The organism is Miniphocaeibacter massiliensis, from assembly GCF_900232905.1.
GTDB lineage: Bacteria > Bacillota > Clostridia > Tissierellales > Peptoniphilaceae > Miniphocaeibacter > Miniphocaeibacter massiliensis.
Genome location: NZ_OCTQ01000003.1, coordinates 133052 through 153757, shown reverse-complemented (window position 1 = coordinate 153757; position 20706 = coordinate 133052). Strand labels below are relative to the sequence as shown.

Annotated in this window: 23 protein-coding genes and 1 pseudogene; 6 read left to right on the top strand and 18 right to left on the bottom strand. The window is 28.3% G+C overall.

All coding sequences use genetic code 11. The annotated features are described in order from the left end of the window. Nucleotides 1–29: 29 nt before the first annotated feature. The 6 genes from CS899_RS06980 to CS899_RS06955 all read right to left on the bottom strand — a co-directional run bounded on the left by CS899_RS06980 (nt 30) and on the right by CS899_RS06955 (nt 7732). The gene (locus tag CS899_RS06980) at nt 30–863 is read right to left on the bottom strand and encodes a class C sortase (protein ID WP_100065469.1); all 834 of its coding nucleotides are present in this window, start codon (nt 861–863) and stop codon (nt 30–32) included. Between the two features lie 70 nt (nt 864–933). Next, nucleotides 934–2511 (bottom strand): SpaH/EbpB family LPXTG-anchored major pilin, encoded by a 1578-nt coding sequence (locus CS899_RS06975; RefSeq protein ID WP_100065468.1) that lies wholly within the window; start codon nt 2509–2511, stop codon nt 934–936. A gap of 10 nt (nt 2512–2521) precedes the next feature. Then, nucleotides 2522–4861 (bottom strand): lectin-like domain-containing protein, encoded by a 2340-nt coding sequence (locus tag CS899_RS06970; RefSeq protein ID WP_100065467.1) that lies wholly within the window; start codon nt 4859–4861, stop codon nt 2522–2524. A gap of 230 nt (nt 4862–5091) precedes the next feature. Beyond that, nucleotides 5092–5916 (bottom strand): pyrroline-5-carboxylate reductase, encoded by an 825-nt coding sequence (gene proC, locus CS899_RS06965; RefSeq protein WP_100065466.1) that lies wholly within the window; start codon nt 5914–5916, stop codon nt 5092–5094. A gap of 1 nt (nt 5917) precedes the next feature. Then, nucleotides 5918–7441, bottom strand: coding sequence for a 4Fe-4S dicluster domain-containing protein (locus tag CS899_RS06960; protein WP_100065465.1), 1524 nt, complete (start codon nt 7439–7441; stop codon nt 5918–5920). A 6-nt stretch (nt 7442–7447) separates the two neighbouring features. Then, nucleotides 7448–7732, bottom strand: a complete 285-nt coding sequence (locus tag CS899_RS06955) for an NAD(P)H-dependent oxidoreductase subunit E (RefSeq protein ID WP_100065464.1) — start codon at nt 7730–7732, stop codon at nt 7448–7450. Between the two features lie 198 nt (nt 7733–7930). Between CS899_RS06955 and CS899_RS06950 the strand changes: the two genes are divergently transcribed. The 3 genes from CS899_RS06950 (at nt 7931) to CS899_RS06940 (ending at nt 10334) form a co-directional block, all read left to right on the top strand. Then, a complete protein-coding gene (locus CS899_RS06950; RefSeq protein ID WP_100065463.1) occupies nt 7931–9166 on the top strand; it encodes an aminopeptidase in 1236 nt (411 codons plus the stop codon). 125 nt (nt 9167–9291) lie between these two features. Continuing rightward, entirely contained in the window at nt 9292–9627 is a 336-nt protein-coding gene (locus tag CS899_RS06945) for a PadR family transcriptional regulator (protein ID WP_100065462.1), read from the top strand. Further along, complete coding sequence (locus tag CS899_RS06940; RefSeq protein WP_100065461.1) at nt 9627–10334, top strand: hypothetical protein; 708 nt, start codon at nt 9627–9629, stop codon at nt 10332–10334. The genes CS899_RS06945 and CS899_RS06940 overlap by 1 nt, the downstream gene beginning before the upstream one ends. 23 nt (nt 10335–10357) lie before the next feature. Here the strand turns inward: CS899_RS06940 and argF are convergent, their stop codons facing one another. Then, complete coding sequence (gene argF / locus CS899_RS06935) at nt 10358–11353, bottom strand: ornithine carbamoyltransferase (protein ID WP_100065460.1); 996 nt, start codon at nt 11351–11353, stop codon at nt 10358–10360. 10 nt (nt 11354–11363) lie between these two features. Next, on the bottom strand, nt 11364–12578 hold the full coding sequence (arcA, locus tag CS899_RS06930; RefSeq protein WP_100065459.1) for an arginine deiminase: 1215 nt from the start codon (nt 12576–12578) through the stop codon (nt 11364–11366). Between the two features lie 170 nt (nt 12579–12748). Here arcA and CS899_RS06925 point away from each other — a divergent pair, with 170 nt between their 5' ends. Further along, entirely contained in the window at nt 12749–14107 is a 1359-nt protein-coding gene (locus tag CS899_RS06925; RefSeq protein WP_100065458.1) for a CCA tRNA nucleotidyltransferase, read from the top strand. A 50-nt stretch (nt 14108–14157) separates the two neighbouring features. Here the strand turns inward: CS899_RS06925 and CS899_RS06920 are convergent, their stop codons facing one another. Together CS899_RS06920 and CS899_RS06915 are read right to left on the bottom strand one after the other, a co-directional pair. Next, entirely contained in the window at nt 14158–14592 is a 435-nt protein-coding gene (locus CS899_RS06920) for a VOC family protein (protein WP_100065457.1), read from the bottom strand. 19 nt (nt 14593–14611) lie between these two features. Then, nucleotides 14612–15244 carry a GntR family transcriptional regulator gene (locus CS899_RS06915; protein WP_164995881.1) on the bottom strand — a complete coding sequence of 211 codons (633 nt, stop codon included), beginning with the start codon at nt 15242–15244 and terminating at the stop codon, nt 14612–14614. Nucleotides 15245–15347: 103 nt separating this feature from the next. On the opposite strand from CS899_RS06915, the gene CS899_RS06910 reads away from it, so the two are divergent. After that, on the top strand, nt 15348–16631 hold the full coding sequence (locus CS899_RS06910) for an L-cysteine desulfidase family protein (protein WP_100065455.1): 1284 nt from the start codon (nt 15348–15350) through the stop codon (nt 16629–16631). An 11-nt stretch (nt 16632–16642) separates the two neighbouring features. Here the strand turns inward: CS899_RS06910 and CS899_RS06905 are convergent, their stop codons facing one another. The 5 genes and pseudogenes from CS899_RS06905 to CS899_RS06890 all read right to left on the bottom strand — a co-directional run bounded on the left by CS899_RS06905 (nt 16643) and on the right by CS899_RS06890 (nt 18399). Further along, complete coding sequence (locus CS899_RS06905; RefSeq protein ID WP_100065454.1) at nt 16643–17152, bottom strand: D-glycero-alpha-D-manno-heptose-1,7-bisphosphate 7-phosphatase; 510 nt, start codon at nt 17150–17152, stop codon at nt 16643–16645. An 89-nt stretch (nt 17153–17241) separates the two neighbouring features. Beyond that, nucleotides 17242–17514 (bottom strand): hypothetical protein, encoded by a 273-nt coding sequence (locus CS899_RS06900; protein ID WP_100065453.1) that lies wholly within the window; start codon nt 17512–17514, stop codon nt 17242–17244. Beyond that, the gene (locus tag CS899_RS06895) at nt 17514–18029 is read right to left on the bottom strand and encodes a hypothetical protein (RefSeq protein ID WP_100065452.1); all 516 of its coding nucleotides are present in this window, start codon (nt 18027–18029) and stop codon (nt 17514–17516) included. Before CS899_RS06895 ends, CS899_RS06900 begins: the two co-directional genes overlap by 1 nt. 120 nt (nt 18030–18149) lie before the next feature. Continuing rightward, nucleotides 18150–18206: pseudogene (locus tag CS899_RS11150) on the bottom strand (hypothetical protein); the annotation flags it as partial. Next, nucleotides 18199–18399 carry a hypothetical protein gene (locus tag CS899_RS06890; protein WP_100065451.1) on the bottom strand — a complete coding sequence of 67 codons (201 nt, stop codon included), beginning with the start codon at nt 18397–18399 and terminating at the stop codon, nt 18199–18201. The pseudogene CS899_RS11150 and the gene CS899_RS06890, both read right to left, overlap by 8 nt. A gap of 279 nt (nt 18400–18678) precedes the next feature. Between CS899_RS06890 and CS899_RS06885 the strand changes: the two genes are divergently transcribed. Then, nucleotides 18679–19026 (top strand): C-GCAxxG-C-C family protein, encoded by a 348-nt coding sequence (locus CS899_RS06885; protein ID WP_100065450.1) that lies wholly within the window; start codon nt 18679–18681, stop codon nt 19024–19026. 6 nt (nt 19027–19032) lie between these two features. On the opposite strand, the gene CS899_RS06880 is transcribed toward CS899_RS06885, so the two are convergent. The 3 genes from CS899_RS06880 to CS899_RS06870 all read right to left on the bottom strand — a co-directional run bounded on the left by CS899_RS06880 (nt 19033) and on the right by CS899_RS06870 (nt 20590). Next, entirely contained in the window at nt 19033–19512 is a 480-nt protein-coding gene (locus CS899_RS06880) for a hypothetical protein (protein WP_100065449.1), read from the bottom strand. After that, complete coding sequence (locus CS899_RS06875) at nt 19512–19712, bottom strand: helix-turn-helix transcriptional regulator (protein WP_100065448.1); 201 nt, start codon at nt 19710–19712, stop codon at nt 19512–19514. Before CS899_RS06875 ends, CS899_RS06880 begins: the two co-directional genes overlap by 1 nt. Before the next feature lie 104 nt (nt 19713–19816). Then, nucleotides 19817–20590 carry a tyrosine-protein phosphatase gene (locus CS899_RS06870; RefSeq protein ID WP_100065447.1) on the bottom strand — a complete coding sequence of 258 codons (774 nt, stop codon included), beginning with the start codon at nt 20588–20590 and terminating at the stop codon, nt 19817–19819. Nucleotides 20591–20706 lie beyond the last annotated feature (116 nt).

Sequence of the window (20706 nt, the reverse complement as noted above, 5' to 3'; positions counted from 1 at the left end):
TTATTTAAAATTATTAAAGATTCTTATCTCTATTTCAGCTTATTATATTTAAATCTTTTTAGTATTAATGCAATAATAATTAAGATAGTCATTATAATACTAGTTATAATAATAACTTTTTTTAATTTTCTATCAGCTTCAGATTCATTATTGTAAGACTTAATACTATCTTTCTCTTTTTGGTTATATTCAGTACGTACTCCTCTAACTAGTAGTCTATGAGAATTTACCCCATATGGTGTACAAGTTATTAATGTTACAAAATCTTCTTTTTCTAATTCAATATATTTTAGATTATCAGGTAAAACAGTTTTTATTTGATCTACTTTATATGCAAATGTTTCATCTAATACTTTTATAAAAAACAAATCCCCATATTTCAATTCCGTTAAATCTGTAAACATCTTAGAATGAGCCAGCCCTGAGTGTCCAGTCAATACACTGTGATTTTCTTTCCCTCCAATAGGTAAAGTAGTACCTTCCATATGTCCTATGCCTTTTTGTAATGTTTCCTCACTAGTACCATGATAAATAGGTAATTTAATATTTATCTTTGGTATCTCTATATATCCCATTGAATTATTTGGGAAATTTAAAACATTTAGATAATTTTCAGGTAATGCTCTTCCACTTCCTTCTATAAATGGATCTCTTACTGGGTTTCCTTTTAAGTTTTGATTATAGATAATGGCTTTTTCCCATTCTTCTTCTATTTTCTTTTTTTCAGCATTAGTAACTTCTTTTTCATAGCTTAATATTTCACTGTCCATATTCTTATCGTATATGTGTTTACTAATTTGAGGATATGCTATTAACCCAAGCCCAAGTATTATAAATGATAATGTAAGTAATATACGCCTCATAATGAACTCCTTAAGTAAAATAGAGATTGATCCACTAATAGCTCAACCTCTATTTTACTATATCTAATATCTATTTAACATTGTGTTTCTTTTTAGAAAAAATTTGTACTATAACTCCAAATCCTAAAAATACAATACCTAAAACAGTAAGTATTATAGCTATATTACTACCTGTCCTTGGTAATAATCCTTTAGGACTGTTTTTAATAGTGGATTCTATGGTATATGTTGCTCCTTCTCCAGTAGAACTACTTTCGTCAAATGTAGCTTTGACTGGAGTATCAAGCAAGTTAAATCCTTCTTTTGCCTTAGTTTCTACCAACCAATAACTTAAATATTTTATGTCAGATTCTACACCATCTGTAACTGTAGAAGTATACCCTTTAATACCAGCAAACTTTGCAATTCCATTTGCTGTTGTAGTTTCTACCCAATCTGTTGCTGTATCATATCCAACATCACCTACATCTAGTATGTTACCATTACTATCTTTTCTTAAAAACTTGCTGTTCTTAGCATTGTCTTCACTACTTGCAATCTTAAATTCTACACCATCTAATAGTTGACCACTATCTCTAGATGAAATTTTCTTTATCTTAATTGTTGAAGTGTGTACATTTACAGTTGGAGTTTCTTTCTCAAACTCATCCCCATTTTTGTTAGTAAAATTAGTAGTCGCTTTGTTTCCAACTCTAGTTACTTCTTTGTCAAGAATTTTATTATTTATAACTGTATCAAAAGTAACTGCTAAATATTTACTATTTGATAATTTATTACGTCCTGCTCTAGTGAAGTCTACTATGAAGTTTTCACTAACAGTATAATCTGTATCTTTAATTAATAAATTTCCATTGGTTACATCTGCTTTTTCTGAATCTGTTAAATAAACCTTTATAGAATTTGTATTTAACGTTAATGCTTCGTCTAATGTATCTTTAATAGAATACTTGATTTTCCCATCAATTGTAGCATCTTCATCATATATTCCATTTGGAACCTTAGCATTTATTCTATATGAAACAGTGTCTCCAATATTATTAGATAAAGTTGTTTCTACTATTTTTTCTGTTACTAATCCTTCGTTCTTAGGATAAACATGAACATTTTCCATCCATCCTGTTCCTGTTGGATTAGTCATTGGAACACTAACTACAAAAGGATCCACTGGATTTACATCTACATCTTTTCCTTGAATTGAAATTGTAGCTGACTTTTGTTCCACAACCAAATAAACCCCTCTATCCAGTTCACCAGATAATGCTATTCCATCATTTCCACTTGTTATTGAACCTGCTGGAGTTATATTATAAGTTTTTCCTTCATCCGTTATTGAAGTTTCTCCATTTAATACAATATTCTTTCCTCTAGGATAATCTCCATTTGCATCTGGCGATACTTTGTAAAGTTTAAAAGTTATTCCTGGTAAAGGTATTGCTGAACTAGGAATTTTGGATTTGTCTAATTCTTCCCCTTTATTAGGTTCTCCTGCCAAATCTAAATCCTCTAAATAATATTTGTGAATATATAAATTACCTTTTTCTGGTGGTAAAGAGTCAGCTTTTGAGTCTACTCTAAAAGATAACAGCGATCCAAACAATAACATTATCGTTAGGATTATCGGACTAATCTTAAATATTCTTTTTTTCATGATATTCTCCTTATTTTTTATAATTTTTTATTTGTTTTTTCTGTTTCTCACTTGCTATAAAGTATAAAAATCCACTACCTATAGTAACTATACCTAATATTGTAGTTATTATCAGTTCTAAGTTTCCAGATTTTGGTAAAATAATAACTGGATAATTTGGTAAACTTAGTTCATTAGTTTCATGATTGATTTTAAATGCAGGTGGAAGTTTTGAACCTCTTGCTATTATTTTAATACGTTCTTCTATATTTTCCTTAGAAGAATCAATATTAATTTCCCAATAACCTGTAGGTAGTTCATAACCATTTAAAGTGCTTGTCTCTACTAATAAATATTTTCCATCTTTTAAATTTCCAAAAGATACTAATCCATCACTTTCACTAATTGTATCTAATTTTTTTTGCCAGCATCCTGTAACAGCTTCTCCTTTAAACTCTAAATGGGTGTGACTACTATCTTGATTCAAACATTCGTATAACGTAAACTCTACTCCTTCCATTGAATTTCCTTTTTCATCTATTTTATAAAATGAAAACGGCTCCATTTTTTTTTCGTTTTTTATATCTAAACTAAGCTTATGCTTTATATTTTCAGTTATTGTTATGTTTTCTTCACTATTGTTTACTGTTATATCTCCGTTACTAGATATAACAATTGAAATTGAATTTTCTATTTTTCTATAACCATCTGGCTCTTCTACTTCTGTTAAAATATATTCCCCTGGAAGTAAATCTTTAAATACAAAAGTATCTATTGGTTCTCCGTCTAATGGCAACGTTACATTATATTCATTTCCTGATAGATTAAATTTAGCACCTTTTAACAAGTTATTTTCCATATCTTTTTTTAATATGTCTATCTCACTTACTTTTGTATAATAATAAGTTACAATTTGCTCTTTACTTGTGAAAACCCCTTCTGTCTCTCCTTCTACTTCAACAAATTTATAACCTTCTATATCTTTTTTTTCACTTGTCCATGGTTCATTAATGTCTCCTATTTTTTCTAAATACGGTTCTATATCTTCCTTTGTATTAATATCTTTATAATAAATATTAACAGGAGCACCTGGTAATTTAGTAAATGCTACTTTATGGTATGCTCTTTTATCTCCTGTGGATGCCGTAAATCCAAAGATTACATCACTCCCACCAAATGTTTTATTTAAATCTTCAATGGTATAATGAATCTCATTAAATCCTTCTAATTTATATACAGCTGTTTTAGTAGCTGCAATCCATTGAAATTCAAACTTTCTCCAACTATCTCTGGCTAAAGGATCTAATACATTAGCCACCTGAGCTTTTTGATGTAAAATCTCACCATATCCTCTTGCTAGAATTGATATAGGTTTTTTTGCATGTAAATTAGTTTCTACTACTGCAATATGTCCTGGGTAATCTCCGCCTTCTTGAGTTCCATTACCTCCAATTGGCAACTCTCTCTCAGAATAAGAGCTGTTCCAATAAGAGTCCATTTCAAATGTTAATGCATTAGAAATTAATGGCGTTGGTCCATATGCTGGACTCCCTGAGTCTGTATAACCATAAACACCTAGTCCCCATCCCTTAGTACCATATGCCTTATGCTGTTTAGGGTCACCATGTATTGTAAAAGTAAGTCCGTCTGCTGGATGTTGAGAATCATTTTCACTATATAAATATACATGTCCCTCTATTTCAAAATCTTCTTCCAGACTAATAACTGGCTTTCCCCACATTACTCCAAATTTCTCTTTTTCATCATTTGTTAAAGTAACCATATTTTTGTAAGTATTGTCAGGATATGCAGCATTAGTTGCGGAACCTAAGTTAGGAACTACAAAGTAATCTAAAACATTAAAATCTGATGTTGGAGGAGCTGTCGCTCTTAAATTTGATCTTAGAATACTATAATTTAGCAATCTATTATCTTCATCTTCCGCTTCAGCTTTAACAGAAATTTTTAACGAAGGTATTTTTCGTTGTTCATTTGTTGACTCAGCTAATATATTATATTCACCTATTGATGTTACCTCTAATTCCAAGGTTATCAATTCAATATCACTATTTTTCCTAACTACTCTAATATTATTCGTATTGTCTTCTGTTTCTATAAATTGTTCATTGTTTTTATTAGGTATATACTTTATTTCCTCTGGTAATTTAATTATTATTTCTTCATCTATAAAACCATTTGATAAATCAATATCTACTTTGAAATTCTTCTCTTTATCTATAGATATTGTTTCTGTAAATTCATTATTATAAATCCAAATTTTTTCATTTTCTGCAAAAGAAGTTTTATTAAATCCTACGCACAATAAAATTATAAACAATATATAAATTATACTTTTTGATTTTCTTTTCATTCTGTCACCCCCTTTGTTCTTCAATTTTATAAATATTTTTTATTTGTGTAATTATAAAATAAAACTTCACTATATTTTTATATTTAACAAATAAAAGATACCATGGATATAATGATTAATCAATATTTATATGTCACATTTAAAATATATATTAATTATTTATCTATTTAGTATACTTATTTCCTCTTTTTATAATTTAAAACAGAGTACTTTTGCAAGTACTCTGTTTGTTAAATTTTATTCATATCTTCAAATTTTTCAGCTGTTTTCTCTATTCCTTTAATAATAGTACCCCTAAAACCATTTTTTTCAAGTTCATTTACTCCTGCTATTGTTGTTCCTGCTGGTGAACATACATCATCTTTTAATTCTCCTGGATGTTTTCCTGTTTGTAATACCATTTTTGCTGCTCCTTCTACAGTTTTAGCTACAAAAATATAGGCATCTTTTCTTGAAAGTCCCTCTGCAACTCCTGCATCTGCCATAGCTTCTATGAGTAAATATATATACGCTGGTCCTGATCCACTTACTGATACAACTGCTTTCATTAATTCTTCTTTTACAACTACAACTTCACCAAAGCTTTTGAAAAATTCATATACTTTTTCTATTTCTTCTTTATTTAAATTGCCAGAAAAACAAAGTCCTGAAATTCCTGCACCTACCATTGCTGGAGTATTTGGCATAGCTCTTGCTATTTTTACATCTTTTTCAAAAAAACTTTGTAATTCTTCTATTTTAAAACTAGGAGTGATAGACGTAATTATTGTATCTACATCTACTTCATTCTTAATTTCTTCAATAATTTCTTTATAAATGTTAGGCTTAACTCCTAGAATAATTATATTTGCACTTTTAGCTACTTCCTTGTTATTATTAGCTTTAACAATTCCAAATTCTGTTTCTAATTTATTCAAATTCTCCTTATTTTGGGTGTATATTATTACTTCATCTCTTTTTACATAACCATTTTCTAAAGCTCCAGACAACATAGCTTTTCCCATATTTCCACAGCCTATAAATCCTAATTTATATATTTTATTTTCTTTATCCATTTTAAGATTCTCTCTTACTTTCAATATCTTTATTTTTAAATTCTAGCTTCTCATTCTCAAAAGGCAATTTAGATTTTGAGTCTTTCATAAACTTTGCCAATTCTCTCTTAACCCTTTGAGGCGACGCTATTGTTCCAGCTCCTCCTACACATCCATTTGGACAAGCCATTCCTTCTAATAAACAATCTTTGTGTTTACCAGCTTTTGCCACTTTTAGCATCTTTATACATTCATCTAAAGTCTGTGCATTAACTATATCAACTTTTTTGTCAGGATTTATTTCTAATATTGTATCTTTAACTGCTTGTGCAACTCCTCCAGCTATTGCATAACCTCTTCCTGAAGATGATGCATCAGACAAATCTCCATCTACTTCTATTTCTGAAAGTTCTATTCCTTTTCCTACAAACATACCTAATAACTCTTCAAACGTAATAACAAAGTCAACATATTTTTTAACTTTAGGATCTAATCCTTCTAGTTTTTTTGAAGTACAAGGTCCTATAAACACTACTAATCCTTCTGGATCTAGTTCTTTTAAATACCTACCTGTATAAGTCATTGGAGTGGATGAATCTGAAATTTGCTCTGAAAGTTCTGGGAAGTTTTTCTTTACCATTAAATACCAAGAATGGCAGCAACTTGTTCCCATAAAACTAATTTCTTCTGGAACCCTTTCTACAAATTCTAAGGCTTCTTCTAAAGTTGTAAAATCTGCACCAAGTCCTACTTCTGTAACGTCTTTAAATCCTAACTGTTTGATTCCCTCTTTTATTTGTATTGGAGATGCTAATGCACCAAATTGTCCTATAAATGATGGTGCAATTTCTGCATATACTTTTTTTCCAGATTTTATAGCTTTTATCAATTGATAAATTTGTGATTTATCTGCAATTGCTCCAAATGGACATTCTGTCATACATCTTCCACAAGCAACACATTTGTCTTGGTTTATGCTAGCTCTTCCTAAGTAATCTGATTCTATTGCTTTTACACCACAAACAGAAGCACACGGTCTATCATACATTATTATTGCGCTATATGGACATGCTTCCTTACATTTTCCACATTTAATACACTTTTCTTGGTCTATTACTGCTTGAGTTTTCTCAATAGTTATAGCATTTTTAGGACAAACATGTGAACATGGATGTGCTAAACATTTTCTACAATTATTTGTAACCACATAACTTTTTGTTGGACATGACTCACATGCAAAAGGAATTACATTAACAAGTGGCTCCTCAAAAATCCTATGGTCCACATCTATATCTTCAACACCTTTTGTTATTGCTTCTAAGTCAGATGCTTTCCTTAATTTTAAGCCTAGTCCAAGCCTTAATCTTTCACTAACTATAGCCCTTTCTAAAAAAATACTATCTCTATAGTTAGCTACTTCTCCAGGTAATATCCTATATACTGATTTTCCTAAACCTTCTAAAGGAGTTTCTTCATAAGCTATTTTTGCAATTTCCGAAAATACTTTAAGCCTTATATTGTTTATATCAAAATAAGTTTCTTTCATCTTTATCTACATTAAACCTTTAAAATCAAATACTTTAAAGATCTCCTCCATTATTTTATCTTTATTAGCATTTTCTATTACTTTATCATTTATGTAAACAACTGGCGACGCATCGTAGTTTCCACTACAGTCTCTTCTGCATTTTACTGGAGTTACTTCTATTTCCTCTAGATCAATTTCTTCTTCAATTGCTTTTTTTCCTATTTCTTCTGCCCAATCTTCAAAATAATCTAATATATTCATTGCGCTCATCATAGTACATGCCGAACCTACACATATTTCTATTTTCATAACTACACCCCTACTAGTTAATTATTTAGTTTATAAATTTATTATAGTATATCATAATAGATATATTGTTTACAAAAAGTAAAAGGATATAATTTTATCATTTGATGTTTGCTATACTAATTTATCTACTTTAATTTTCTAATTATCAAACATTAAATTTTTATTATATTTAATGTTATAATCTTTTTGAGGTGAATTATGAAAAATTTCGATAACAATTTATTAAAGTTTGCAGATTTAGTAGTTACTAAAGGTATCAATGTACAAAAAAATCAGCCAGTAGTTATAAGTTGTCCTATAGAAAGAGCTGACTTTGCTAGAACCCTAGCTAGAAAATCATATGAAAAAGGAGCTAGTGAAGTAATTCTTAACTGGTCTGATGACGAATTAACTTTGCTAAAATATGAAAATGCTCCAATGGAGATTTTTGAAGAGTATCCTAAATGGGCAGTAGATAAAAGTAAGTATTATTATGAAAAAGGGGCAGCTCTTATTTCTGTACATGCTACAGACCCTGAACTTTTAAAAAATGCTGACCCTAAAAAAATAGCTACTGCAAATAAAGTTGCTTCTATAGCTAATAAAGATAATATGAAATACACAATGAATGATATTAACTCTTGGTGTGTGGTTTCAGTTCCTACAACAGGTTGGGCAAAAAGAGTTTTCCCAAATATATCAGAAGAAGAAGCTGTTGAAAAACTTTGGGAAGCAATTTTTTATACTACTAGAGTAGATGTTGAAAATCCTATTGAAGAATGGAATAACCATGTTTCTGAAATGGACAAACACGCTGAATTTTTAAATGAAAAAAGTTTTACAAAATTGCACTACAAAAATTCTAAAGGTACAGATTTAGTAGTTGAATTACCTGAAGGACATGTTTGGTTATCTGCTGGTAGTAAAAATGTAAATGGTACAATCTTTATTGCTAATATGCCAACTGAAGAAGTTTTTACTCTTCCTAAAAAAGATGCTGTTAACGGCAAGTTATTCTCTACAAAACCTTTAAATTACGGTGGAAACATAATAGATGAAATGGAATTTACTTTTAAAGATGGTAAGGTTGTAGAATATGATGCTAAAGTTGGAAAACAATATTTAGACGATATGTTTGCAGTTGACGAAAATGGAAAATATCTTGGAGAAGTAGCACTTGTACCTTACGATAGTCCTATTTCTAATTCAAATATATTATTTTATAATACTTTATTTGACGAAAATGCATCTTGTCATTTTGCTTTTGGTAAAGCCTATCCTACTTGCTTAAAAGGTGGTACAGAAATGACAGAAGAAGAGTTATTATCAAATGGTGTTAACGATGCTTTAATACATGAGGACTTCATGGTTGGATCAAGTGATTTATCTATTACTGGTATAACTTCAACTGGTGAAGAAATTAAAATATTTGAAAATGGCAATTGGGTAATTTAAAACATAGCTAATATTAGCTATGTTTTTTTATTTTATACATAATTGATTTTAAATAAATTTTACTTGACCTGTCGTAGTAAAAATGCTATATTATTACTACGACAGACATAGTACTTGGAGGAAAAATGATATCAAGTGATGTAATGCGCGGTTTTAATGACTTACTTATTCTCTCCATTATAAATAAAGGTGATTCTTATGGATACGAAATTTCTAAAAAAATAACTGAAATTTCTAATACTAAATATTCTTTAAAAGAAACTACTCTTTATTCAGCATTCTCTAGGCTTGAAAAAAATGGTTATATTTTAGGATATGAATCCGATAAAACTTTTGGAAGAAAAAGAACTTATTATAAAATTAGCAAAAGTGGAAAAATTTATTTATCGTCAAAATTAGAAGAGTGGAATGAAATAGAAACCGTAATAAATTTATTTGTTAAATATTTGGAGGAAGTTTAATGGAAGTTTTAAAAAATTATGTAGAAAACATCTTTTTACCTTATGAAAAAAACGAAAATTCTTTAAGATTAAAAAATGATATCTTATCTCATATGGAAGATGAATATTATGAATTAAAAAATAATAATATTTCAAACGAAGAAGCAATTGGTATAATAATCTCTAAATTTGGTTCTTTTGAAGATTTATTATCAGAACTTAAGCTAGAAAACAAAAAAGAAGAACTCTCTAATGAAGACTTAGAAATGGTGTCAGAATATATAAAGTTTTCTTCAGTTTTTCCTATACTCATAGCTGCTGGAGTAGGTTTTTGTATAATGGCAGTGGCTGTTACTGGAGCATTCTCTCATATAACTAAAGGAGTCTTACTTCCTGCGATTTTCTTTTCCTTTGTTGCTGTTGGAGTTGTTCTCTTTATAATAGCTGGAATTAAAAAATCATTTTATATTGAATATTTTAAGTCCAAAGGTTTAACTCAATACTACGATGTCGATGAACATGGACTCCCTACTGGCAACCCTAATTACAGAAAAAATAAACTACTACTTGATTCTATAATGGGAGTTTTGTGGCTTGTTATTACAGGAGTTTACCTATTCTTAGGTTTCACAAGGGAATTGTGGCACCCTGGATGGATAATTTTTGTTATAGGTGGATTACTTTCTGGTATTATAGAAATAATTTTTAATTTTTTAAATGCTAAATAAAAAAAGACAGGTTATCCTGTCTTTTATTTTCCAATTGTTGCAACCATTATAGCTTTTATAGTGTGCATTCTATTCTCTGCTTCATCAAATACTTTTGAGTACTTGCTTCTAAACACTTCATCTGTAACTTCCATTTCATCTAATCCAAACTTTTCTTTTACTTCTCTTGCTACAACTGTGTTTAAATCGTGGAAGCTTGGTAAACAATGCAAAAATATTACATCATCATTATTTGTTTTTCCTATCATTTTCATATTAACTTGATATGCTTTAAGTTGATTAATTCTTTCTTCAAACATATCCTCTTCTCCCATTGAAACCCAAACATCTGTATAAATAACATCCGCTTTTTCAACATCATCTATATTATCAGTTAAGGTTATTTTACCTCCTGTAACTTTACAAACTTCTCTCATTTCTTCTACTAACTCTTCAGAAGGCCACAATTCTTTAGGAGCAAGTGCTACAAATTCCATTCCCATTTTAGAAGCACCAATCATCAAAGAATTGCCCATGTTATTTCTTGCATCTCCAACATAAACAAATTTAATTTTGTTAAGTGGCTTATTTACATGTTCTTTTATAGTAAGAAAATCTGCTAGTATTTGTGTAGGATGGTAAAGGTCTGTTAAGCCATTCCAAACAGGTACACAAGAGTATTTTGCTAAATCTTGAACTGTCTTATGGTCAAATCCTCTAAATTCAATTCCATCGTAAAATCTTGATAGGACTTTTGCAGTATCTTCTACAGATTCTTTTTTCCCAAACTGGCTATCTCCCATTCCTAAAAATGTTGGGTAACCACCTTCGTCTACACACGCAACTTCAAAAGCACATCTTGTTCTAGTTGAAGTTTTCTCAAATAAAAGGACTATATTTTTACCTTCTAATAAATCTCCTTTTATTCCTGCTCTCTTTTTATTTTTTAAATCTTCTGATAAGTTCAGTAAATACTCTATTTCTTCTGTTGTAAAATCTTTTAGAGTTAAAAAATCTCTTCCTTTTAAATTAACTGGCATAAATTCCTCCTTAAATTTCTTCTCTTATTATTGGCATAGACATGCATCTAGGACCACCTCTGCCTCTAGAAAGCTCTCCCGATTTTATTTTATGTAACTTTGTCCCATTTTCTTCCAGTATCTTATTAGTTACTGTATTTCTATCATAAACTATTATTTCCCTTGGCGCTATAGCTAATGTGTTTGATCCGTCATTCCATTGCTCTCTTTCAGAATCAACCTTACTTTCTCCACCGCAAGGTATTAATTTTATATTCTCTATTTCTAAGTTTTTCTCCAATGTATATTTTAAAGTGCAATTTTCTTGTTCTATTTTTAGTTTGTTTCCATTTTTTTCTATGGAATATACAACTAAAGGATCTTCTATACAAGGGTGTATAGTAAACAAATCTTTGTCTACCATAGTAAATACAGTATCTAAATGCATGAATTTTCTCTTTTTAGGAATAGCAAACGCCAAAACTTTCTTGAAATTAGGTTGCTTTTCAAATAAATTTCTACAAAATTCTTCTACTGCTTTTGCTTTTGTTCTTTGGGATATTCCTATTGCTAATATTTCTTTAGATAGAACTAAAATATCTCCCCCTTCTATTGCATATTGATTATCTCTATTATATAAGAATTGTATATCCTTAAAATCTCTATGATATTTAAAAATATATTTTCCAAACAAAGTCTCTCTATTTCTAGTCTTGCTCCACATTCTATTTAAACTTACTGAATTTCCCACAAATGAAAAAGGATCCCTTGTAAAATACAAGTTTGGCATTGGTAATGCCGTAAATTTCATCCAGCTTGAAACCATTTCGTACAAACTTTCTTTTCTATAGTTATCTATCTCTACTCTTCTCGTTCCTTCCATCATTTTTAAAACTAAACTTTTGCTGTCTTCAATTTCTAAAAGCTTAGTCTTTAATATCTTTTTCTCTTTATCTATATCAATAGTGTTTTCTAAAATATACTCTTCTATTAATTGTTCTTTAATTTTTCTATCTGCTATTACATCTGTTACTAAATCTTCTAAATAAAGTACTTCTACATTATTATCTCTTAACACTTTTACAAAACAATCGTGTTCTTCTTGTGCTATCTTTAGATATGGAATTTCGTCAAATAACAATTCTTCCATAACATCAGGTGTTAAATTATTTAATTCTTCTCCAGGCCTGTGTACAATAACCTTTTTTAGTTTTCCTATTTCAGAAAAAACATTTACATCATTCATACTAACCTCTTTTCTTTCAATTAGTATAATTATAAATAAAGCAAAAGATTATGTCCATTAGATTTAAATTCTTTTATAAATTTATTACTGTCACTTATTTTATAAAATTTATTGAAATTATTATAAATAGGTATATATAAATTAAGTAACATTTAATTTAGGAGAATATTATGATTAAAATTTCTAGACTAGCAAAGATTGTCGTTCAAGAATTAAATAAATCTAATTTTAAAGCTTACCCTGTTGGTGGATGTATTAGGGATTCTTTGCTTGGGAAAATACCTTCTGACTGGGATATTACAACAAATGCTACTCCTGAAGAAATATTAACAGTTTTTGAAAATTATAGAACTTTAGATGTAGGTAGAAGATTTGGCACTATTGCTGTAGAAGTTGAAGATCATTTTGTAGAAATTACAACCATGAGAAAAGAGTCAGATTATAAAGATAGCAGACATCCTGAGTCTATAATATTCTTTGATGATATTTATGAAGATTTGAAACGTAGAGACCTTACTATAAATGCCATGGCTTATGATATTTCTTCTAATACATTAATAGATCCTTTTTATGGTCAATTGGATTTAAAGAAGAAAATAATTCGTACTGTTGGTAGTCCTAAAGACAGATTTAATGAAGATGCTTTAAGAATACTTAGAGCTATTCGTTTTTCGGCTCAACTTGATTTTAGAATAGATTATAAAACATTATATAATATTGCAAAATATTCATACCTTTTGAAAAATGTCGCAATGGAAAGAATAAAAGTGGAACTCGATAAAATTCTTATGGCTAATAATTATCCTGCCTTAAGAACCTTGTATAATACAAGTATTTTCAAACACCTATTCCCAGAAATAGATTCGATGTTTAAAACTACTCAAAACAATCGTTTCCATGTTTACAACGTTGGAGATCACTGTCTTATGGCTACTATAAATGTTTTTGATAACTTGAATTTAAAGTACGTTATGTTACTTCATGATATTGGCAAATCAGTTGTTAAAACGAATACTAAGGGAAAAGATCATTTTTATGATCATGCTTTATCTTCCGTTGAAGTTGCAAGTAATATTTTAAAAAGACTTAAATTTTCAAAAAAAGATAAAGAACATATATTAAAATTAATAAAGTATCACGATACTATTCTTTCTCCTAACCTCAAAAATATGAATAAATTTGTAGTAGATAGACAATTTACTTTTGAAGACATGGAAGATTTAATAAGAGTAGAAATTGCTGATACATTAGCTCAAAATCCAATGTGTTTAGATAGATTAGACAAATTTGATACTATTTTAGAATCTTATGAAAAAATATACAATGGTCCACACAAAATTAAAGATTTAGCTGTTAATGGAAAAGATATGATTGAAATTGGCTATACAAGCGAAAATATTAATACTATTTTAATTTTTTTAGTTAAACAAGTAATAGGAAGTAATGACTTAAACAAAAAAGAAACCTTAATAAAAATCGCTCAAAAAATGCTTAAAAATATTGAAGGCATTAGATTTCAAAATAATTAAATTTAAAATAAAAGGCATACTAAATTTATAGCATGCCTTTTTTATTTGCTCTATTCAATTATTAACATATCATTTTCATCAAATTTCCAACCTGAACTATATGCTACTTCCCAATAATATCCATCAAGATCTTGAAAATAGCCACTATATCCTCCCCAAAAAACTTTTTCTGGTCTTTTTGTAATTATTCCACCATGTTTTTCTACTAATTTTATTAACAAATCTACTTCTACTTCTGATTTCATATTGCATGCCAAAGTAATACCGTAAAATCCTCCTGTAATTAATTTCGGTGGATTTTTTTCATTAATATCTTTTGCTAATTCTTCTATTGGATATAACTCTAACTTACTACCTTGATTATCAAAAAATACAATTGGTGGTGAATCATCTTTTTCGTAAGTATTAAATCCAATATTTTTATAAAATGCTAACGATCTAGCTAAATCTTTAACACCAAGACAGATTAAATTTATTCTGTTCATATAACTCCCCTTTTAATAATTATTTTTTCATAAAAGAATCTATATCTTTAATTAAATCCTTTATAGCTCCTTCCTTATCTCCATTTTTTAAAAATTCTATAAATTCATCATGCTGATGAGTATATATGCTAAATACTTGTTTATCCCAACTTCTCCAATAAAACTGTGAGAATACTAACATTTGTCTATTTAAAGCACTTTTTAAAATTTCACAAAAATATTCATCATGATATAGTGAAGCCAATTTCAAATGAAAGTCTTGATTAGTTTTCCAATACGTAACAGGATCATCTTTATGGGCATTTTCCATTTGCTCTTCGTGTAGCTTTTCTAATTCCTTTATATCATCCTCTGTCAACCTATCCCAATATTCTTCCAAATACTTGGGTTCTACCATTAACCTAAACTTTAAAATACCATCTAAATATTCATTAGTGTAATTTACTATTTTATATCCCAGCCTTGGAATACTTTGTAAAATTCCATCATTACATAATTCAATTAATGCATCTCTAACTGGAGCTTTGCTTATATTGTATTGATTCATAAGAGTTTTTTCATTCAAAATATCCTCTAAGTTATACTTTCCTGAAATTACATCTAATTTTATACTGCTATAAACTTGCTCTCTTAAACTTAATAATTTATTCATAACACCTCTCCATTGACATATACACATTTTGCTGATATGATTAGTAATAATACCAGTAAGGTTTATATGTTTATTTATATATTTTATTTTAAAGGAGCCAAAAATGGAAGATTCAAAACACTGTAAATATGAAGAAATCTTGTTAAACGATTTACAACAAGCTCTAGGTTGTACAGAACCAATAGCTATTGCCCTTTGTGCTGCAAAGGCAAAATCCATCCTTGGAAATATTCCCTCTAAAGTTATTTTATACTGTAGTAAGAATATTATCAAAAATGCTAATTCTGTAACAGTACCTAATTCAAATGGATTGAAAGGAATAGAGGTTGCTGCCGCACTTGGAATCGTTGGAGGAAATGCTGATAAAAACTTAAAAGTTCTAGAAGATATTACTGATAATGATATTTGTGAAGCAAAAAAATTAATAAATAATAAAATTTTTACTTTGGAAATAGCTCAAGTCCCTAATTTGCTTTATGTAAGGACAGACTTGTTTTTTGAAGATAATTTAGTTTCTGTAGAATTATCAGATAGGCACAGTAATATTTCTAAAATTTCTAAAAATGGAGAACTTATTTATGATAATTCTTCAGATGAAAGTTCAAATGAGCAAGAATGTGATACATCTTTTCTAAGTGTTGAAAATATAATTGAATTTGCAAATAATGTGAATTTAAAAGAAAGAAAAAAACTAACTGATAGACTTGATCTACAAATAAATTGCAACTCTAGTATTTCTGATGAGGGCTTATCTGGCAGATATGGTGCTGGAATAGGTCATGTAATATCAGAAAATTCATTTGATTCAGATTTAAAATCTAAAATTAAAGCTGCTACTACAGCAGCATCTGATGCTAGAATGGGTGGTTGTGGACTACCTGTTGTTATTAATTCAGGATCTGGAAACCAAGGTATAACTACTTCCCTTCCTGTAATAACTTATGCAAAACACATTAATGCTAGTAAAGACAAACTTTACCGTGCTCTTATAGTTTCAAACTTAATAGGAATACATCAAAAAAGATTTATTGGCAAACTGTCAGCCTTTTGTGGTGCGGTTAGTGCAGGTGCGGGTGCTGGATGTGGAATAGCTTATTTAATGGGCCTTAATACTGAGCAAATAGGTAAAGTTCTAGTTAATACGCTAGCTACTTCTGGAGGAATAGTCTGTGATGGAGCAAAACCTTCTTGTGCTGCAAAAATAGCTATAGCTTTAGATAATGCATTTCTAGCTATTGATATGGCTAAAAACAATATAGTTTTTGAATCTGGAGATGGAATTGTTGGTGGAAGCATCGAAAAAACTATTGAAAACATAGGTAGAATGGCTTCTCTTGGAATGAAAAATACAGATGATGAAATACTTAATATAATGATTGGAAAATAAAAGAACCTAGTCTATAAACTAGGTTCTTTTATATATTTACTTATTTCAATTATGCTATCTATTCTATTTTCACAATCTACTCCTAATCCATAAAAATCTAATTTAAAAAGATTAGCCAGTTCTTCATCACATTTTGAGTCCCCAATTAATATCGAATTCTTCATATCTATACTTTTATATTTTTCTAAAGCTTGTTGTATTAGACCAGGTTTTGGTTTATTGCAGTTACATTTTTCTCTTTTGCTATGAGGACAATAAAAAACATCAATAATTTCTATAGAATTATTTTTTAAAATTTCAATTAATTTATTATTAAATTTATTATAGCTTTCTAATGTTATATAACCATCTCCTATTATATATTGGTTTGTCACTATAATAAATTCAAAACCTTGCCTCTTTAAATATTTTAATCCTTCTATTGATCCTTCCAAAATTTCTGGCTCTTTGATTACTCTCCACTTTTCGTCTGAATAATCTTTGTTAATAGTTCCATCTCTATCCAAAAATGCCACTCTCATATTTAACCTTTCTTTACGACTACTATATACCTATGTTCTTTTCCATCAAAATATCCTTTTTCCTCTATTTCTTTTTCAATATTTACAAGCTAATTTAAACATTTTTCTACTGAAAAATTTTGAATGTATCCTTCAGTAGCAGAAGTTATTTTGGGATTATGATTTAAAGAAAGCAAAAATTCTCCTCCTGTTCCCATATCTAATAAATTATCTTTTTCCTTTAAATATTTTTCTACAATATTTTTATAATTCCATGTTAGTTTTTCACTATCCCATCTACCATTTATATGTGAAAAATCCCAGCCTTTAAAAGCATGGTTTTCTTCATTTTTCCAAAGCTTTATTTTATCTTCCAACTTCATTAAACTATCACCAACTTTTCTATGTTTTCTGGAAATTCATGTTTTAGTCTCTCTATAATATTTATATCAAAATTTTTGTTTCCATATACTTTACTTTTTATCAATTTCACAAAAGGATAACAATCTTTGTCTTCTTTTCCACAAATAATTTGAACATTTATATTATTATCATTTATTATATTCAAAATATTATCTAATTTACTATCTATTATTGGTATCCAAGGTGAAATTAAAATTATCTTATCTGCCAAAGTAGATTTTTCTAATAATAACTTGAAAATTTCATTGCATCCAGAAGAAAATCCAGATAATATTTTTTCTTCATACAAATTCCAAGGTATTTCTTTCAATACTTTATGAACTTCTGTATTTTCTTCATCTTCCCACCTAAACAAATTATAAGAGTCTAAAATTTTGGATTGGATATATTCAACTTGATAATTATAATTTTCTATATACTTCCAATTACTTCTAGCTATGCTAATATTTTGTTGATTCCCATGAAAAGCTATCATTAATTTATTTTTTGTCTTCTTTTCCCATGTGCAAATAATTTTTGTATTTTTATTTTCTTTTAAGTATCTTTTAGTAGATATTTTTTTACAGATTTTAAATATATCTTCATTTTTTATTAAATCTAAATCTTCATCTTCAAAAACTTCTGGTCTATACCAAAACTCTTTCTCAAATATTGCTTCTTTTAAAAAATTTTAAGGCTTCTTCTCTCTTACCTGATAAAGATCCTAAACAATATAAAAAATTGTAGGCTTGACTAGATAAAACGTTTATCTTTTCTTTGTTATTTAAGATATATTCATAAGCTTTTAAAACTTCACCTTTATTAAGTATTTTTAAAGTTTCATTTAATATTCTTTCTTCGTTCAAATATTTCTCCTTTTTATATTATTATTACCACACTACCTAACTTCATTTTTTCTATATTAAATTCTCTATTTTTAATCATAATGAACACCTCCTAATTTTAAATCAGCTTTTGTTGATTTCATACATTATATCATCAAATTTATTAATATATTTAATCTTGAATTTTCAATATCTGATATAATATTCTTACATTTAATAAGTTGAGGAGATATTATGTCTAATATAAATAATAACTATGTAAGAGAAAAAATGTCTAGTGGCTTTAATTGAGCTCAAGTAGTGCTAGACTATTATGCAGAAGATATAGGTATATCTAAAGAATTATTTACTAATATGGGTTCTCTTTTAGGTGCAGGGTTAAATTCAGCAAATATTTGTGGTGCAGTTTCTGCTGCTTATTTAATACTAGGAGTTAAATATGGTAGTAACAAAAAAATTGTCAAAGAGAAAATGAAAGAATTCAATGAAGAGTTTCTTTATTTAAATTCTTCAAAAGAATGCAAAGAACTACTTGGAGAAGATGTTACTCTCCCTGGAATCAGAGAAAAACTTGTTGAAAATGGAATAAAGGACAAAGTTTGTCCAAGAGCAGTCTCTACTTCTATTAATATATTAAAAAAACTATAGCAATTTCTATAGTTTTTTCTCTAATACTTTATAAGATACACCATAGGTTATAAAAAATACACCAATAATAATCATCATTAATTTTATTATTTCTTTATTAAATAGTCCTCCTACTACCATTATTCCGTATATTGCTATTATTAATGCCATTAAAGATATTTTTCCAGCTTGTAAACTTATTTTTTGATTTCTTTCATCTGTGTATTTTATTCTATCTTCCCTTAACTTATCTTTGTTTTTTAATAAAGACTTAAATTTTATTATCCCTATTATACCAGGAATTATCAATCCTATACCCATTCCATTATAAAAACATAAGATTTCTGTTTCTAAACTAATATTAAATATGCTTTTTGCCATTAAACTTACTAATATTGCTCCTAACCCCAAAAATATTAACACATAAAATAATAATATCTTACCTTTCAAATGTTTCTTATAATCTTCATCAGTCTTGATTTTTTCATCAACAAATAAGCTTTTCATTAAACTTCCTCCTCATAAATAAATATATCTTCTATAGCCATATTAAAATATTTAGCTATTTTAAATGCCAAATTAATAGACGGGTCATACCTACCATTTTCTAAAGAGCCTATAGTCTGCCTTGTTACTTCTAATATATTAGCTAATTCTTCTTGGTTTATACCTCTTTCTTTTCTAAGTTCTTTTAATCGATTTTTCATGTTTCCTCTCCTGCTATGTAAAGTTAACTTTCCATATTTAAAGTATACTATTTTTATATCATTATATAAAGTTAACTTTCCTTTTTCTATATAAAAAAAGACTCTTACGAGTCATAATTCATATATTTTTCTATTAAATATTTTCTCTCTTCTTTATCAACTTTTAACGCTTCTCTTACATATCCATCTAGTGAACCATACACTTCGTTAGCTTTCTCAAAAGAAGCTTCTAAATATTCTTTTCTTACATTTAGAGCTATATCCATTGCCTCTAACTCCGCTTTGGAAGAACCATACTCTTTTAATTTAGCTAGCATTCTACTATTTTCTTCTCTTCTCATAATATTAGTCAAAAGATAGTCATTAAATATATCTTTTTTTGATACTCCTAATATCGTTAATATTACTGCTGCTGCAAATCCTGTTCTATCTTTGCCTGCAAAACAGTGAAAAACCAACGAACCATCTTTTTGCTTTAACAATAAATCTATAAATTCTCTATATCCTAAAATTGCTCCATCATCTGTAATAAAATCTTTGTATGTGTTCTCCATAAATTCTATAATTATTTCTGGAGTTAAGTTTTTCTTAAAGTTTTCCAAAGAAGTAACATCTCCTAAGTTATTTTTAAGTATATCTATATGATAATAACTTGTTCCATCTATTTTAGTATCTGGAGATTCTTCTTTTTCTTTTTCACTTCTAAAATCCACTATAGTTTTTAATCTATAATCTTTTGTTAATATTTCTTTATCTTTTTTATCTAACTCTGTAACCTCTCCCGAACGAAGTAATGTAAATTTTTTAACTTTTTTCTCTTCAATCCCTATATATCCACCTAAATCTCTTAAATTTACCGGTCTTTTTAATCTATCCATTACTATATCTCTCCTTGATATTTATTTTAACTAATATTTAATAAATAATTTTATATACTTTCTTTAAATGTTACCATATTAATTTAAGTATTTAAAATATTAATTGTTATAAATAA